Raw genomic sequence first — 16,499 nt, 5'->3', positions numbered from 1 at the left:
CGACTTGGACGGATCAGTGGACGATGCGGTTCCGCTCGCCCGCCCGCAGGGCGATGGGCAGGGTGTTGCCGGGCGGCGGGAAGGGGCAGAGGAAGTGGTCGGCGAACGCGCACGGCGGCAGCAGGGTGCGGTTGAGGTCGACGGTGACGGTGCCGTCTTCGGCGGGCGCGGGCGCCCGCAGGAAGCGGAAGCGGTAGCTGTCGGTGCCGCTGGTGGCATCGGCGAGCACGGCCCACAGGGAGCCGTCGCCCTCGACCGCGACCTGGAGGGTGTGCTCGTCCCCCTCGAAGGTGAAGGCGAGTTCACCGGCGAGGCCGAGACCGCGCCGCTGTCCGTCGGCGTTGGGCACCTGGACCGTGCGGCCCTGTGCGTACGGCCGGAACAGGCCGGGCCGCACCCAGCGCTCGTCGTGGTCGAAGACGTCGATACCGGCGAACCCGCGGCGGGCCGGGGCGGCGGGATCGTAGTCGCGCACCGCCCAGAGGCCCTCGCGCCGCAGTACGAGCAGATGCCGCTCACCGTGTACCACCCGGACCGCTTCGGGACCGGCGTCCTGGCCGAGCCGGAACGCGCCCGCCGCCGGCCTGCCGTCGACGGTGAGCCCCTCCTCGGCGTCCGCCCGCAGCACGACCGCGTCGCCCTCCTCGGTCCAGATGCCCGGCAGCCCCTCGATACGGCCGTCGGGACGGTCGGCCAGCCAGTGGGTGCCGGCCAGGGCGAGCGGGCCGTACGGCTGGGAGACGCCGGCAACGCGCTGGGCGCGCCAGTCCTGCCACTCCTGGAGTGCGTGGGTGCTCATGACCGTGAACCCTTCCCTACGGGGTGTGCGGGCTCCGTCAGCCCCAAGTAGGAGCGCAGGGTCGTGCCGGTGTATTCCGTGCGGTACCCGCCGCGCCCCTGGAGGAGCGGTACGACACGGTCGACGAACAGGCCCTTGGGGCCGTTGCGGGGCGTCCAGCGCGACGGCCAGATGCAGCGGGCGCGGGGTACGGACATGGGGGTGGGCCTTCCTTTCTGTGCCGGGCGCCGGGTCAGTTCGCGGTCCTGGGCAGGCCGGGCGGGTTGATCTGCGAGGTCTTCAGCCGCTCGCCGGTCAGCCCCCAGCGCGCCAGCACCTTGCCGTAGCGGCCGTCGTCGATGACCTTCTGCAGGGCCGCGGCATAGGCCTTGACCAGGCCGCTGTTCTTCTTCGTGGTGGCGGCGATCTTGCCCTGGACGCTGCCGCCGCCGGAGAAGGTGCCGACGATCTCCGTCTGCCCCGCGGTGTTCACGTGGTACGCGGCGGTCGGGTTCGGGCCGAAGAAGCCGTCGAGACGGCCCGACTGGAGCGCGAGGTAGGTGTCGGAGGGCTTGTGGAAGTACTTGATGTCGACCGGCTTGCGGCCGGCCCTCTCGTTCTCCTTGCTCCAGTCGACCAGGATCTTCTCCTGGTTGGTGCCGGAGTCGACCGCGATGGTCCGGCCCGCGACATCCTTGGGGCCGCGGACCTTCCAGCCGCTGCCCTTCTTCGCCTCCATCGCCAGCTGGTCGAGCCGGTAGGTGGCGAAGTCGTACTTGTCCTTGCGCTCCTCGGTGACGGTGACATTGGAGAAGACCGCGTCGAGCTTGCCGCTGTCCAGGCCGACGAAGAGGTTCTCCCAGGACAGCGGGTCGAAGCGGGGCTTGAGGCCGAGGGTGTCGGCGACGAGGGTGGCGATGTCCTCCTCGACGCCGATGAGGGTCGTGTCGTCNTGTCGGCGACGAGGGTGGCGATGTCCTCCTCGACGCCGATGAGGGTCGTGTCGTCGGTGGCATGGAAGGTCAGCGGCGGGCTGCCGTCGGCGCTCACGCCGATCCGCAGGTCACCGCTCCTGCGGACCCGGGCGGGCACCAGCGCGGCGATCTTCGGGTCCTTGGTGCCGTGGATGCGGTGCTGGTCGGGGCCGATATTGATCTTCAGCCCATCGGCTCCGGCGGCCGCGACATTCTCGCTGTTCCCGCCCGGCGCCGTACCGCCGCCGCAGGCGGTGAGCAGTACGGAGCCGGCGGCGAGCGCGAGGACGGCGGTCAGGGTGCGGCGGTTCAACGGAGTGCTCCTCATGCTCAAAGGACCTTGGAGAGAAAGGACTTGGTGCGCTCATGGCGCGGGTGGTCGAGGACCTCCCCGGGCGGGCCCTGTTCGACGATCCGTCCGCCGTCCATGAAGACGACGGTGTCGGCGACCTCGCGGGCGAAGCCGATCTCATGGGTGACGACGATCATGGTGGTGCCCTGGTGCGCCAAGTCCTTGATGACATCGAGGACTTCGCCGACCAGCTCCGGGTCGAGCGCGGAGGTCGGCTCGTCGAAGAGCAGCAGCTTGGGTTCCAGGGCGAGCGCCCGGGCGATGGCGACCCGCTGCTGCTGGCCGCCGGAGAGCTGCCGGGGGTAGGCGTCCGCCTTGTCCGCGAGTCCGACCCGCGCCAGCAGGGCGCGCGCGGACTCGACGGCGCCCTTCTTCGGGCGGCCGAGCGCGGAGACGGGAGCCTCGGTGATGTTGTCCAGCACGGTCAGGTGCGGGAAGAGGTTGAAGTTCTGGAAGACGAAGCCGATCTCCGTGCGCTGCTTGAGGATCTCGCGTTCGCGCAGCTCGTAGAGCTTGTTGCCGGACTGCTTGTAGCCCACCAGCGCGCCGTCCACGCTCACCGAGCCGCTGTCGACCTTCTCCAGGTGGTTGATGGTGCGCAGCAGGGTGGACTTGCCGGAGCCGGACGGGCCGAGGACGACGGCGACCTCGCCGGTACGGACCGCCAGGTCCACCCCCTTCAGGACCTCCAGCGAGCCGAAGCTCTTGCGGACCGAGCGGACCTCGACCATCGCGCCCTGCGTGCTCATCGGGTGGCTCCCTTGGAGAAGTGGCGTTCCACGTAGTACTGGAGGACGGAGAGCACGGTGGTCAGCAGGATGTACCAGGCGGTGGCCACCATCAGCAGGGGCACGACCCGGCCGTTCCGTCCGTAGATGACCTGGACCTGGTAGAAGAGCTCGCCGATCGCCATGACGGAGACGATCGAGGTGCCTTTGAAGAGCGAGATGACCTCATTGGTGGCGTTCGGCAGGATCGAGCGCATCGCCTGCGGCAGCACGATGCGGCGCAGTTGCCGCAGCCGGGGGATGCCGAGCGCGGCGGCCGCCTCCAGCTGTCCGCCGTCCACCGCGAGCACCCCGCCGCGCACGATCTCGGCGGCGTACGCGGCCTGGTGCAGCGCCAGGCCGAGCACCGCCGCGCCCATCGCGCCGACCAGGCCCATGGTGTCGAAGTGGAAGAAGCCGGGGCCGAACGGGATACCGAAGTCCAGGCGCTTGTAGAGGTAGGCGAGGTTGAACCAGAACAGCAGCTGGACGATGAGCGGGATGGAGCGGAAGGCCCAGATGTAGCCGAACGCGACCCAGCGCAGGAAGGGGCTTGCGGACAGCCGCATGAAGGCCAGCACGATGCCCAGCGCAAAGCCGAGGGCGGTGCCGTACACGGTGAGCTGGAGGGTGGTCCAGACGGCCCTGAGCACCGTCTCGGCGGTGAAGAACTGGGCGAACACCTCCCATTCCCAGGCCGGGTTGGTGACCAGACCGTGAATGAACTGGGCGATCAGCACGGCTGTCACCACGATCGCGGCCCAGCGCCAGGGATGGCGTACGGGGACGACCTTCAGGGCCGGCGGGGCGTCGGCCGGCGGTGGTCCGGCCCGTTGGGGAGCGGCCTGTTGGGGAGCGGCCTGTTCGACGGGGGGATCACTGGTCAGCGACATGGGAGTCCTCGGGGGTGGGTGCGGTGCGGGGGACGGAGGCGGCGGATACGGGGACGGGCACGGCGGCCCGCTCCCGGAGGAAGGTGAGCAGCGCCCGCGCGGTGGCGTCGTTCTGCCGGAAGGCGGGGGCATTGGTACGGGGGCGGGCGAAGGCGCCGCCGGAGCGGGCGTCGGTGTGCGGGCCGAGGGCGAAGCGGCGCGGGTGCGGGCGGCCGGACCGGTCCAGGATCCGGGCGTCGGCGGCGGCCACCGCCAGCAGCTGGGGGTCCCCCCTGCTCTTCAAGAGCTCGGGGGAGGGCGTGGCCGCCGCCCCGTCGGCGTACAGGGCGCGCAGCAGGGCGTCCCGGGTGTGCTCGACGGTCGGCTCCGGCAGCCGCGCCTCCACCAGCGCGCGGGCCTCGACGGACTCCCCCGGCACACTGGCGCTCTCGGCACGGAACACCCCGCGCCGCTCATCGGCGGTGACGGTGGTGTCGGCGCCCAGGAAGCGCACCACACCGGCCCGGGAGAGCGCGAGGAGCTGGTGTAGCCGCGGCCCCGGCGGGCCGGAGGCGAGATAGCTGAAGAAGCCGTGCCACCAGGGGCCGCGGTCGCCGATCCGCACCAGCTGGCCGTAGACCGACAGCAGCGCGAGGAAGACCGCCAGGTCGGGGCTGTGCTCGGGGTCGTGGCGGCGGGCGAGGTCGGCCTCGATATAGCCGCGCAGGCCCTCTTGCAGTGCGTCGCCGTCGGGGTAGCGCACACCTGCCAGCGGATGGTCCAGGGCGTCCAGGTCGAGGCGGTCGGCGGGGTCCGGGACCGCGGCGCTGACCAGGGCCTGGAGCGCGGCGCCGGCGGGGTCGGCGGCGGCGTACTTCTCCTCGAAGTCCGGCCAGTTCATACGGGTGCGCCCGGGGTGGGCGGTGAACAGCCGGTGGTAGTGGGCAAAGCCCAGTTCCTTGTCGATCAGCGGCCAGACATCGCGCCGGAAGTCGATCCCGGGCCGGGCGAGCAGTGCATCGACCTGTTCGGGCCCGAAGAAGCGGGGCAGCGGCGGCCGTTCGCCGGCCGGCTCGTAGCCGATCTTGGAGTGGTACGGGACCCCGCGCCGCGACCCGACGTGCAGAACGGGCTCACGCCCCGAGGGCCGGTAGGTCAGCTGTCCGTCGGCGCCGGCCGTGTACGTACCGCCGCGGCCCTCGGTCAGCAGCACCATCAGGTCGATGAAGGCCAGCCCGAAGCCGCGGACGAGCACCGGCTCGCCGGGGCGCAGTGCGCTCAGATCGCTGTCCGCGGTGAACGCCGGGGGCAGATACGTCAGCCCGTGGCGGGCCGCGAACTCGCTCAACTCCCGTTGCTCCGGCGGGAGTTCGGCCTCCAGATGCCCCAGGGCGAGTACGACGAGGTCGGCGAGGAGCGGGGTGGGGCGGCCGTCCAGCCACACCTGCTGCCGGCCGTCGCGTGAGCCCGAGACCCGTACCGCCGTGCGCAGGTGCTCATGGACGGCAACGGTCGGCGGCAGCGCGGCCACCGACCGCTCGTACACCCAGTTCAGATAGGCGCTCTGCAGCCGCCGGCCGGCGAAGTCGCGCGGTCCGAGTTCTGCGATCGCGTCGGCCAGGCCGGGTTCGACGGCGATCTCGCCGGCCCGCACCGCGCGGGCCCACTCGGCGAGCGAGGGGCCGGGCCGCACCGGACCGTCCAGCTCCACGCTCTCGTCGGTGAACATGGTGACGTCCTCGGCCGTGGAGTTCATCCACAGCAGGGACGACTGATCGGCGCGCCAGATGCGGCCGCCGCCGGGCGGATGCGGATCGACGAGGTGCAGGTCGAGGGGGGTATCGCCGTAGAGCTCGGGGGCGTTGGCGGCGATCCGCTCCAGCAGTCCGGTGCCCCGCGGTCCGGCTCCCACGATCACGACGGACGGCCGTACGGACGACAGCGCGGGCGGCGTCATCGGGCACCGGCCGTACCGCGCGCATAGTGCCGCTCGACGTAGAACTGGCCGACGCCGAGCACCGAGGTGACCACGACGTACCAGAAGGTGGCGACCAGCAGCAGCGGGATGACCTGGTAGGTGCGGTGGTAGACCAGCTGCACGGAGTAGAGCAGGTCCTGGACGGCGATGACGCTGACGATGGAGGTGCCCTTGAGGGTGCCGATCAGCATGTTGCCGGCCGGCGGCACGATGGAGCGCATCGCCTGCGGCAGCACGATGCGGCGCAGCCGTCGCCAGGCGCCCAGCCCCAGCGACTGGGCGGCCTCCAGCTGGCCCTTGTCGACGGAGAGGATGCCGCCGCGGACCACCTCGGCGGCGTAGGCGGCCTCGTGCAGGGTGAGGCCGATGATGGCGATGGTGACCGGGCCGAGCAGATTGACGGTCCTGATGCCGAGGATCGTCGGGTACAGCGCCCCGATGTTGAACCAGAACAGCAGCTGCACCAGGATCGGCATCGACCGGAAGAGCCAGACATATCCCCAACTGACGCCGCGCAGCACGGGGTTGGCGGACAGCCGCATCGTCGCGAGCAGGGTGCCCAGCGCAAAGCCCAGCACCATGACGAGCACGGTCAGCCACAGGGTGAGGCCCAGGCCGCGCAGCACCGCGGTGGTCAGGAAGTAGTCGGCGACCACGTCCCACTGGAAGGCGTCGTTGCGTACGACGGAGACGACGGCCAGCGCCAGCAGCACGAGGACGGTGGCGGCCGCCGCCCACTGGCCGGTGCGGCGCCGCGGCACGATCCGCGGGACGGTGGCGCCGGTGCCGCCGGGCGGGGCCGCGGCAGGCGGGGCGAGGGCTTCGAGGGTGTCGGAAGCTGGGTCTACCAAAGACATGGCGAAGGCTCCGTGGATGCAGAGAGCGAACACGGGAGTCGCGTGCCTTCACACAGGCAGAAAAAGACAGAACGGGCCGCGCCCCTCAGCACGACCGGCTCTTGAGGCTATGCGGTGAACGCGCCCCGCTGTCAAGGCTGTCCACACTGCGAGCGAGGGATCACTTCATGGTTGACGCGGAAACGGATGCCTGTTCCACTTAGTCGCATGTATGCATGGCAGCGGCTGGTCACCCGGGACCACATCGACTTCGGTCGCGTGTGGTCGTCGTCCTGTTGAGCTGACCCCCTGCCCTGAAGCCCGCCGCCGATAAGGCCGGGCCGTTTCGCGGTTCTTCTCTCCCTGTCACCGCGCGCCTTCACACCTCGCGCCGCCGTACCGGCGCACCCTCCCCTCGCACACCCGCAGTACCTTTCCGGCTTTTCTGTCCTCATTTCCTTCGGCACGCTCGAAGAAGGGCGCGGTATGCGCTTCGGCATCATGACTTTGATCGACAACGTCCCGGACGCGGCGTCCGGGCATCTCCTCACCCCGCACGAACGGCTCCACGAGGTCGTCGAACTCGCCGTTCTGGCCGAGGAGTTGGGCTTCGACGCATTCGGCGTCGGAGAGCGGCACGGCCCGCCGTTCCTGTCCAGCTCGCCGCCCACGGTGCTGAGCGCGATCGCGGCCCGTACGCATCGCATCCGGCTGTTCACCACCGTCACCGTGCTGTCCACCCTCGACCCCGTCCGGGTCGCGGAGGACTTCGCCACCGTCGACCAGCTCTCCGGCGGCCGGCTGGAGCTGACCATCGGCAAGGGCAACGCCCCCGAGCCCTGGCAGCTCTTCGACCGCAACCCGGACGACCAGTACGCGCTGCAGGAGGAGAACTACGAGCTGCTGCGCCGGCTGTGGAGCGAGGAGCAGGTCACCTGGTCGGGCCGCTTCCGGCCCCCGCTCAAGGACGCGACCACGCTCCCCCGCCCGTATCAGCAGCCGCCCACCATCTGGCACGGCAGCGCCACCAGCGAACGCTCGGTGGAGCTGGCCGCCCTGTGGGGCGATCCGGTCTTCGCCGCCAATGTCATCCAGCCGGTGGCCAATTACGCCAAGCTGATCGACCACTACCGCGCACGCTGGGCGGACTACGGACACGATCCCTCGGCGGCCGTGGTCGGCTCGGGCGGCACCCTGTACGCCGCGGCCGATGACCGCACCGCCCGCCGGGAGTTCGCGCCGTACTACGAGGCGGCCGTCACGGCCCGCGACGTACCGGGCAACAACACCCCCTTCCGCAGCCTGGACGAGGCCGCGGACCACGGTCCGGCGCTGGTCGGGTCGCCCGAGCGGATCGCCGACAAGATCCTTCAGCAGCATGTGGCCTACGGGCATGCGCTGCAGTTCTTCTCCGTGGACAGCGCCGGGCTGCCCTTCCACCGCAAGGCCGAGGTGCTGCGGCTGACCGCCGCCGAGGTACTGCCGCAGCTGCGCCATGAACTGCCCGATGCGCTGCCGTGGCCGTCCGCCGCCGCCGCACCCCCGGCGCCGTCGCCGGCCACGGAGGGGGTCCGATGACGGCCGCCGCGCACCGGCCGCCGGAGACCACCCGTCTGACGGTCCGGCACACCACCGTCACCGATCCTCTCGCCCGCCCGCTGCTCGACGAACTCACCCATGAATACAGCACCCGGTACGAGAGACCCGTCGATCTGAGCCTGGAGTACCCCGCCGAGGAGTTCGCCCCGCCCCGGGGCGCGTTCCTGCTGCTCCTGGAGGACGGCGGCCCGGTCGCCGGCGGCGCGTACCGCCGCTATGACGCGCACACCGCCGAGCTGAAACGGATTTGGACGCACTCCGCGCACCGCAGGCGCGGGCTGGGCCGGCAAGTCCTCGACGCCCTGGAGCAGGACGCCGCCGCCCGCGGCTACACCCGTGTGTATCTGACGACCGGCCCGCGCCAGCCGGAGGCCAAGGGCCTCTATCTCGCCGCGGGCTACCGCCCCCTGTTCGATCTGTCCGCCGCCCCGGAGTCGATCGGCCCGCTGCCGTTCGAAAAGCACCTGGAGATCCCGCGCCCATGACGTTCACCATGCCCCGCACCACCGCACTGCGCGCCGCCGCGCTCCTGGCCACCGCGGTACTGACGCTCACCGCCTGCGGCTCGGGCGACCGGGCCGGCGGCGCCGGAGCTGCCGGACCCGCGGCCGCCGAAGCCAAGATCCCCACCACGGACGTGGTCTCGTCGGTCAAGAAGGACCCGGCCGCCGCCGAACTGCTGCCCGCCGACATCCGCGCCCGGGGCAGCCTCTCGCTCGCCACCAGCGTCGGCACCCCGCCCGGCGCCACATATCTGGCCGACGGCAAGACCCTGGCCGGCCAGGACATCGACTTCGCCGACGCCGTCGGCAAGGTCCTCGGCCTCAGGATCGACCGCGAGGTGTCGAGCTTCGAGGCGATCCTGCCGGCCCTCGGCAGCGGCAAATACGACCTGGGCACCGGCAACTTCGGCGTCACCGACGAGCGCCGCAGAACCATCGACTTCGTCACCTACATCAACGACGGCCAGGGCTTCGCGGTCCGCAAGGACAGCCCGCTGAAGAAAGTCACCTCGCTGAAGCAGCTGTGCGGGCTGACGGTCGCCACCGGCGCGGGCACCACCTTCGAGGCGACGCTGGAGGAGAACCAGCATCTGTGCAAGGAGGCCGGCAAGAAGCCGTACGACGTCAAGACCTACGCCGAGCAGGGCGCGCTGTGGATCTCGCTCCAGCAGGGCCGCACCGATGTGGTGATGAGCACCATCAACGGACTGCGCTACGCCGTCAAGCAGCAGCCGGGTCTGCGGTTCCTCAATGAGTTCAAGCGACTCGACGTCGGCTTCGCGTTCAAGAAGGGCACCCCGCTGGCGCCCGCCGTACGGGCCGCGGTGGGCCAGCTGATAAAGGACGGTACCTACGACCGGATCCTGAAGAAGTGGGGCACCGGCGCCTCGGCGATCAAGACGTCGCGGATCAGCCCGCCGGAGATCCACTGAGCCAAGTGAACTCCCCTGTCCGGGCCCGGACTTGGCGGCCCGCAGGGTAGTCGGCGCGGCAGCGCGGAGCCCGCTGCCGCGTCAACATCCCTCCAGCGGGCCGGCCGCCCGGCCGTCGGGCCGTATCTCTGCCGGGTTACCAGACCGTTGGCATTTGCCCTGGTCCCGTGCACGAACCGACCCATGGGTCCGCCCCCTGTCCCGCGGGCCGTTTGCCCGCATCACCCGTTCGAGCACTGACCGTGATGGTTGTCGTACTGTCAGTTCCGTCCTGGGGCGCGCGAGCTGACGGCGCGCCACCCTCTTTGCACCAGATGTGTCACGAACCCCCCGTGCGGCCGCTATCCACTTGGCACACACTCGGCCTCATGGACGACGATAGGGGCGGACACACACAGACCACGGGTGAGAGGAGGCGTCAATGGGATCGGTGCGCAAGGCGAGTGCTTGGCTTGGCCTCGTCGACGACAATGATGACGAGCGCTACTACGACGACGACTACGCCGAGGGACCCGACACCGGAGAGTCGGTCGGCAACCCCTGGGTCACCGACCCCCGGGTCCGGGTGGCCGACGAGGCCGCCCAGGACCAGGGCACCCGCATCGCCACGGTCACCCCGGAGAGCTTCCGGGATGCCCGTGGCATCGGCGAGCTGTTCCGTGACGGCGTCCCGGTGATCGTCAACCTGACGGCCATGGAGTCCGCCGACGCCAAGCGTGTGGTGGACTTCGCGGCCGGCCTGACCTTCGGCCTGCGCGGTTCGATCGAGCGGGTCGCCACCCGGGTGTTCCTGCTGACCCCCGCCGACTACAAGGTCGTCAGCGGCGAGGCCCGCGCCCACCGCAACGGCGGCTTCTTCAACCAGAGTTGAGCCAGGTACCGCGGCCTCCGGCTGGGGGTCCGGGGGTTACCCCCCGGGTAATGCAGCAATCAGAGTTGAGCCAGGCACCGCAGCCTCCGGCTGGGGGTCCGGGGGTTACCCCCCCCCGGGTAATGCAGCAATCAGAGTTGAGCGGGTCCCGCATGCTTCCGACCGGGGATCAACCAGAGTTCCTGGGCGAGGCCGCTCACCGGAAGGCATCCAGGCCGGTGAGCGCCTTGCCCAGCACCAGTTGGTGCATCTCGACGGTGCCCTCGTAGGTGAGCACCGATTCGAGGTTGGTCGCATGCCGCATGACGGGGTACTCCAGCGAGATCCCGTTGGCGCCCAGGATCGTCCGAGCCGTGCGGCAGATCTCGATCGCCTCCCGTACGTTGTTCAGCTTGCCGAAGCTGATCTGCTCGGGGCGCAGCCGCCCCGCGTCCATCCGCAGCCCCAGGTGATGGGCCAGCAGAATCCCCTTGTGCAGTTCGACGGCCATGTCGGCGAGCTTGGCCTGGGTGAGCTGGAAGCCGCCGATGGGCTTGCCGAACTGCTCCCGCGTCTTCGCGTAGTCCAGCGCCGCCTCGAAGCTGGCACGCGCGGCTCCCATGGATCCCCAGACGATGCCGTAACGGGCGTGGCTGAGACAGCCGAGCGGGCCGCGCAGCCCGGTGACCTCGGGGAGCACCGCGTCGGCCGGCAGCCGTACCTCGTCCATGACGAGTTCGCTGGTCACCGAGGCGCGCAGGGACCACTTGTGCTTGATCTCGGGGGCCGAGAACCCCGGGGTGTCGGTGGGGACGACAAAGCCGCGGATGCCTTCGTCGGTACGGGCCCAGACCACCGCGACACCGGCCACCGAGCCATTGGTGATCCACATCTTGCGCCCGCTCAGCACCCAGTCTCCGCCGTCGCGCTTGGCGTACGTCCGCATCCCGGCGGGGTCGGAGCCGTGGTCGGGCTCGGTCAGACCGAAGCAGCCGATGATCTCGCCGGCCGCCATCCGCGGCAGCCACTGCTGCTTCTGCTCCTCGGAGCCGAAGCGCCAGATCGCGTACATGGCGAGCGAGCCCTGGACGGAGACCAGCGAGCGGATGCCGGAGTCGGCCGCCTCCAGTTCGAGGCAGGCCAGACCGTATTGGACGGCGGAGGCGCCCGCGCAGCCGTAGCCGGTCAGGGACATACCGAGTGCCCCGAGGGAGCCCAGCTCACGGGCGAGCTCATGGATGCCGGGCAGTTCGCCCCGCTCGTACCAGTCGGCGATCTCCGGCAGGACCCGGTCGGCGGTCCACCGGCGGACGGTGTCGCGGACGGCACGGTCCTCGTCGGTGAGCAGATCGTCGATGCCCAGGGGGTCGCTGGGGTCGAACGGCGGAAGCGTCGAGGACGGCGTTGCGGACATGGCGGGGCCTCCGGCAGGTTCAGCACTCGCGCGAAAAACTAGCAGTGGTAGTTATTGCGCGTCCGACGGTACGGCCCACGGTGCCGCGCGGGCAAGGGTCACCGCCGCGTATGCACACAAAGGAAGGCGTGCACACACAAAGGGGAAGAAGCCCGGCCGGAGGAGGGATCAGCGACCGGAGCTCGCCGGAGCCGGCTCGCTGCCGCGGCCGGCGCCCGCAACCGCGCCGTCACTCGCGCCGGTGTCACCTTCCGCCCGCTCCGTGGAGTCCGCGGCCCGGCGCGGCAGCCGCAGCGCGATCGCCGCGCCGACCAGCAGCAGCACGGCGCTGGCGACGAGGGTGATGTGCAGCCCGCGGACGAAGGAGTCCCGGGCCGCCTCGCGCAGCGCGGCCTTGGCGGCCGGGCCCAGGCCGGCGGCCACCTTGTAGGCCTCGCCGAGGGAGTGCGCGGCCGAGGCGGCGGCCCGCCCGGGGACACCGTCGACATGGCTCAGACCGGGGGCATAGGCGGCGTTCATCACGCTGCCGAGCAGCGCGACACCGATGCCGGCACCGAGCTGGTACGAGGTCTCCCCGATGGCGGCGGCGCCGCCCGACTGCTCGGCGGGGGCCTCGCTGAGCATCGACTCGTACGCCCCGAAGAGCGTGGACTGGAAGCCGAAGCCGAGCAGCACAAAGCCGAGGGACAGCAGCCAGGGGCGGTCCTGGCTGCTCATCGCGGTCAGACAGAGCACCGCGACAGCGGTCAGCACGAAGCCGAGCGAGACCATGGCGCGCGGGCCGAGGGCCTGCAGCATCTTCGAGCCGGTCAGGCCGGCGGCCATCGCGGCGAAGACCAGGGGCAGCATCCGCAGCCCGGTCTCCAGGGGGCTGAGCCCCAGGACGAGCTGGAGGTACTGGACGGCGATCAGCTGCAGGCCCACCAGGGCGAGCATGGCCAGCACGATGCAGCCGACGGAGGTGCCGAACGCGGGCCGGGAGAACAGCCGCATATCGATCAGCGGGTGCTCGCGCCGGTGCTGGCGCCGTACGAAGAGGGTCAGCAGCGCGATGCCGACGACGATCGGCACCAGCGTGGTCGTGCCCAGCACGGCCGCGCCGCTGCCGATCCGCTTCACGCCGAGGACGATGCCCAGCACACCGAGCGCCGCGATGATCGCGCCGATCACGTCCCAGGGGCCGTTGCGCTCACCGCGCGACTCCGGCAGCAGCCAGCGGCCTATCAGGAGCATCGCGGCCATCATCGGGATGTTGATGAGGAAGACCGAGCCCCACCAGAAGTTCTCCACGAGGAAGCCGCCGAGGACCGGGCCGACCGCGGCGCCGACCGCGGCCACCGCGCTCCACACACCGATGGCGACCGCGCGCTCGCGCCGGTCGGGGAAGACCTGCCGCAGGATCGACAGCGTCGCGGGCATGATCATCGCGCCGCCGATGCCGAGCAGCGCGCGGGCCACCATCAGGATCTGCGGATTGGGCGCGAGCGCGGCGGCGGCCGAGGCCAGGCCGAAGAGGCCGTAGCCGAGGAGGAGGACGCGGCGGCGGCCGACGCGGTCGCCGAGGGTGCCGAAGAGGATCAGCAGCGAGGCCGCGATCAACGGGTAGACATCGACGATCCAGAGGAGCTCCACCGGCCCCGGCCGCAGGTCCTCGGTGACCGAGGGCACGGCGACGTACAGGATCGTGGTGTCCAGCGCGACGAAGAGCAGGCTGACACAGAGCACGATCAGCACGGTCCAGCGGTTCACACCGCCGCCCGAAAGTCGGGGAACACCAGCCGTCCGTCCCCTGCCGGACGTGGTCGTCCCGGACATGCAGCACCTCCAGTCATGCTCTCGCGGCCACGGATCAGGGCGCGAAAACGCCCCGGGGGAACCGGCGGCACGGGCGAGTTGAGACGTCAGACTACGCGAGTCCCCGTGACTGCCGCGTGGCTCACCTCACGATGAGACGCTCATCGCAGCGCCGTACGTTCCCCCACCGGCCGTCGGCAATCGTTCTTCGGCCACCTGGATAATCGACCGGATGAACGAGCTTGCCACCGCCGACGTTCCCGGCCGGACCCGATGCGACGGCTTTGCCGTACGGGCCGCGCTGCGCCGCGCCGCGCCCGCGCTGGCGGCGTTCGCCGCGGTGCGGATGCTGGGCCTGGCCGTGCTCGCCGTCTGGTCGGCGGCGAACGGCAAGAGCTGGCACACGCTGCTGACCGCCCGCTGGGACTCGCTCTGGTACACCCGGGTCGCCGAGCAGGGCTACGGCTACAGCGTGCAGCTGGCCAACGGTGATGTGCACTCCAACCTGGCGTTCTTCCCGCTGCTGCCGTGGCTGGAGCGGGGGCTGTCGGCGCTCTCACCGCTGTCGCCCGCCGACGCCGGGATGGTGGTGGCCTGGCTGGCGTCGCTGGCCGCGGCCTGGGCGCTGTACGCGACCGGCGAGCGGCTGCACGGACCGGGAACCGGGGTCGCGCTGGCGGCGCTGTGGGCCGCGCTGCCGGTCGGCATCGTGCAGTCGATGGCGTACTCGGAGTCCCTGTTCACCGCGCTCGCGGCCTGGGGCGTCTACTGCGTGCTGACCGGGCGCTGGGTGTGGGCGGGCGTGCTGGCCTCGCTGGCCGGGCTGACCCGGCCGGTGGGTGCGGCGGTGGTCGCGGCGTTGTGGATCACCGCGGCGGTGACGGTGTGGCGGGCGCGGGCCGGCGGTGCGGGGTGGCGCGCGGCGCTCCGTGAGCACCGGGGCATGCTGCTCGGCGTGCTGCTGGCGCCGCTGGGCTGGTGCGGCTACTTCCTGTGGGTGGGGGCGCAACGGGGCTCGCTCACCGGCTATCTGGAGGTCCAGGGCGGCTGGGGCAACGGCTTCGACGGCGGTCTCGCGTTCGCCTCGTTCATCGGCCACCAGCTCTCCGGGCCCGCGTTCGCGGCCGGACTCGGCCTGCTGGTCGGCGTCGGTCTGGTGATCTGGCTGTATGTGCACGGCGTACGCCGGGGCCAGCCGCTGCCGTTGGCGGTCTACGGCGGGACGGTGCTGCTGCTCGCGCTGACCGCCAAGGGCTACTTCGGGTCCAAGCCGCGGCTGATGCTGCCGGCCTATCCGCTGCTGCTGCCGCTCGCGGCGGGGCTCGCGCGGTGGCGCCCGGTGCGGTCGTGGCTGGTCATCGGGGTGGTGGCGGTGGGGTCCGCGGTCTACGGGGCGTTCTGGCTGAACGGTTCGGGCCCGCCGTGATCTTCACGGGCCCTCAGTGATCATCTTCTGGCCGCCGTGACCGGACGCTCCCGCTCCGCGAGCGCCACCCCGAGGAAACATCACACGACGCCCGAGCAAATGACGGATAAACTCCGTCGGAGAAAAACAGATAAGGCGCTCAGGGTGACGACACGCGAGCGTCGGGAAGGGATAGAGAATCGCCGCGAATTCCCTTCCAAATCCCTGCGGCGGGGCCGCGCTTGAGACGCATTCCACATCACATCGTCATTACAAAGCGCACAGTTTGACCAAGCACCTACATCACACGCGGTAACGTCGATTGAGTGCGTACCGATGACAAGCTCGACCAGATGGAGGAGCGCCCGACCGATCGCGCCCGACCACCCCGCATGACCCGGACCCGCCTGTGGCTGTTCTGGGGCACGCTGGCGGTGTATCTCGCGATCGTGGCCGGAGTGCTGGCCACTTCATGGCTGGTCACGTTCGACTGGCAAGTCATGTTCTTCAGGCCCTACAAGCAGTGGCCCGAGATTCATGCCTTCCTCGACTACTTCGTGGTGCTGGGGCAGCGCGGGCCGACCGCGGTGGCGGTGGCGGCCTGGCTGGGCTGGCGCTGCTGGCACCAGCGCAACCTCCACCCGCTGCTGGTGCTCGGCGCCTCGCTGCTGCTGCTGAACATCACCGTGGGCGCCGCCAAGCTCGGCATGAGCCGGCTCGGCCCGCACTACGCGACCACCGTCGGCGCCAACGAGATGTGGCTCGGGGGCGACATATTCCCCTCGGGTCACACCGCGAACGCCGTGGTCACCTGGGGCGTGCTCGCCTACCTGGCGACCACCCCGCTGCGCCGCCGCACCCTCTCGGTGATCGCCGCACTCGGCGCGCTGGGCGTCGGCATGACGACCGTTTACCTCGGCACGCACTGGGTCAGCGATGTGCTGCTCGGCTGGGCCGCGGGGCTGTTGGTGCTGCTGGCGATGCCGTGGCTGGAGCCCGGCGTCACCTGGGTGGAGGACCGCCTCATGGGCATCCTGCTGCGGCTGTGGCTGCGACTGCGCCCCGATTCGCTGCGTGGCCCGCTGCCGGTCGGCTCGCTGGCTCCGGGAGTCTCCCGGCAGCGCATCGCCCCCGAGGGCGAGGTGCTCGTACGCGAGGCGATCGGTGCCGGCACGGGCGGCCGCTCGGCCGCCCACGCCCCGGACGGCTGGCCGCACCACCCGTCGCGCCCGTACACCATCCGGTCGGAGCGCACTCCGGTCACCCCGGCGGGCAGCCGGCGGCCGCCGCACGCGGACCGCGTCCCGCGCACCACGCCGCTGAGCCCGACCTCCGGGCGCGGCCGCAACGGGAGCGGCTGACCACCCCACGAGCCGCGGGGCCGGTACGCACAACCCCACCCCGCAACGAAGGCCCCGGCCGCTCTCTCCCGAGCGGCCGGGGCC

13 protein-coding genes and 2 pseudogenes are annotated in these 16,499 nt (G+C 71.1%); 6 read left to right on the top strand and 9 right to left on the bottom strand.

What is annotated here, in order from left to right; translation table 11 throughout:
- Nucleotides 1–13 precede the first annotated feature (13 nt).
- From DY245_RS31585 to DY245_RS31555, 7 genes and pseudogenes are all read right to left on the bottom strand, one after another.
- Nucleotides 14–799 carry a DUF1684 domain-containing protein gene (locus tag DY245_RS31585; RefSeq protein WP_128510626.1) on the bottom strand — a complete coding sequence of 262 codons (786 nt, stop codon included), beginning with the start codon at nucleotides 797–799 and terminating at the stop codon, nucleotides 14–16.
- Nucleotides 796–951, bottom strand: a pseudogene (locus DY245_RS31580) (F420-dependent methylene-tetrahydromethanopterin reductase); the annotation flags it as partial. The pseudogene DY245_RS31580 and the gene DY245_RS31585, both read right to left, overlap by 4 nt.
- Before the next feature lie 80 nt (nucleotides 952–1,031).
- A pseudogene (locus tag DY245_RS31575) lies at nucleotides 1,032–1,730 on the bottom strand (ABC transporter substrate-binding protein); the annotation flags it as partial.
- A 352-nt stretch (nucleotides 1,731–2,082) separates the two neighbouring features.
- Nucleotides 2,083–2,853, bottom strand: coding sequence for an amino acid ABC transporter ATP-binding protein (locus tag DY245_RS31570; RefSeq protein ID WP_128510625.1), 771 nt, complete (start codon nucleotides 2,851–2,853; stop codon nucleotides 2,083–2,085).
- Nucleotides 2,850–3,764, bottom strand: a complete 915-nt coding sequence (locus DY245_RS31565) for an amino acid ABC transporter permease (RefSeq protein ID WP_128510624.1) — start codon at nucleotides 3,762–3,764, stop codon at nucleotides 2,850–2,852. Before DY245_RS31565 ends, DY245_RS31570 begins: the two co-directional genes overlap by 4 nt.
- The gene (locus DY245_RS31560) at nucleotides 3,748–5,700 is read right to left on the bottom strand and encodes an FAD/NAD(P)-binding protein (protein WP_128510623.1); all 1,953 of its coding nucleotides are present in this window, start codon (nucleotides 5,698–5,700) and stop codon (nucleotides 3,748–3,750) included. The genes DY245_RS31565 and DY245_RS31560 overlap by 17 nt, the downstream gene beginning before the upstream one ends.
- Entirely contained in the window at nucleotides 5,697–6,578 is an 882-nt protein-coding gene (locus DY245_RS31555) for an amino acid ABC transporter permease (RefSeq protein ID WP_128510622.1), read from the bottom strand. Before DY245_RS31555 ends, DY245_RS31560 begins: the two co-directional genes overlap by 4 nt.
- Nucleotides 6,579–7,043: 465 nt before the next feature.
- Here DY245_RS31555 and DY245_RS31550 point away from each other — a divergent pair, with 465 nt between their 5' ends.
- The 4 genes from DY245_RS31550 to DY245_RS31535 all read left to right on the top strand — a co-directional run bounded on the left by DY245_RS31550 (nucleotide 7,044) and on the right by DY245_RS31535 (nucleotide 10,462).
- Entirely contained in the window at nucleotides 7,044–8,135 is a 1,092-nt protein-coding gene (locus DY245_RS31550) for an LLM class flavin-dependent oxidoreductase (RefSeq protein WP_128510621.1), read from the top strand.
- The gene (locus DY245_RS31545) at nucleotides 8,132–8,641 is read left to right on the top strand and encodes a GNAT family N-acetyltransferase (RefSeq protein ID WP_128510620.1); all 510 of its coding nucleotides are present in this window, start codon (nucleotides 8,132–8,134) and stop codon (nucleotides 8,639–8,641) included. The genes DY245_RS31550 and DY245_RS31545 overlap by 4 nt, the downstream gene beginning before the upstream one ends.
- The gene (locus DY245_RS31540) at nucleotides 8,638–9,591 is read left to right on the top strand and encodes an ABC transporter substrate-binding protein (protein ID WP_181923959.1); all 954 of its coding nucleotides are present in this window, start codon (nucleotides 8,638–8,640) and stop codon (nucleotides 9,589–9,591) included. The genes DY245_RS31545 and DY245_RS31540 overlap by 4 nt, the downstream gene beginning before the upstream one ends.
- Before the next feature lie 421 nt (nucleotides 9,592–10,012).
- Nucleotides 10,013–10,462 (top strand): cell division protein SepF, encoded by a 450-nt coding sequence (locus tag DY245_RS31535; protein WP_128510619.1) that lies wholly within the window; start codon nucleotides 10,013–10,015, stop codon nucleotides 10,460–10,462.
- Between the two features lie 196 nt (nucleotides 10,463–10,658).
- Here the strand turns inward: DY245_RS31535 and DY245_RS31530 are convergent, their stop codons facing one another.
- Nucleotides 10,659–11,855, bottom strand: coding sequence for an acyl-CoA dehydrogenase family protein (locus tag DY245_RS31530; protein ID WP_128510618.1), 1,197 nt, complete (start codon nucleotides 11,853–11,855; stop codon nucleotides 10,659–10,661).
- A 168-nt stretch (nucleotides 11,856–12,023) separates the two neighbouring features.
- Nucleotides 12,024–13,670 (bottom strand): MFS transporter, encoded by a 1,647-nt coding sequence (locus DY245_RS31525; RefSeq protein WP_244943391.1) that lies wholly within the window; start codon nucleotides 13,668–13,670, stop codon nucleotides 12,024–12,026.
- A 211-nt stretch (nucleotides 13,671–13,881) separates the two neighbouring features.
- On the opposite strand from DY245_RS31525, the gene DY245_RS31520 reads away from it, so the two are divergent.
- Nucleotides 13,882–15,075 carry a hypothetical protein gene (locus tag DY245_RS31520; RefSeq protein ID WP_128510616.1) on the top strand — a complete coding sequence of 398 codons (1,194 nt, stop codon included), beginning with the start codon at nucleotides 13,882–13,884 and terminating at the stop codon, nucleotides 15,073–15,075.
- Nucleotides 15,076–15,380: 305 nt separating this feature from the next.
- Nucleotides 15,381–16,415: a phosphatase PAP2 family protein gene (locus DY245_RS31515; RefSeq protein WP_181923958.1), complete on the top strand. Its 1,035-nt coding sequence runs from the start codon at nucleotides 15,381–15,383 to the stop codon at nucleotides 16,413–16,415.
- The last annotated feature ends 84 nt before the right edge of the window (nucleotides 16,416–16,499 follow it).

It is taken from the genome of Streptomyces inhibens (assembly GCF_003389455.1).
Taxonomy (GTDB): domain Bacteria; phylum Actinomycetota; class Actinomycetes; order Streptomycetales; family Streptomycetaceae; genus Streptomyces; species Streptomyces inhibens.
The sequence above is the reverse complement of the archived record's forward strand: the minus strand, read 5'-3'. Positions and strand labels throughout refer to the sequence as shown.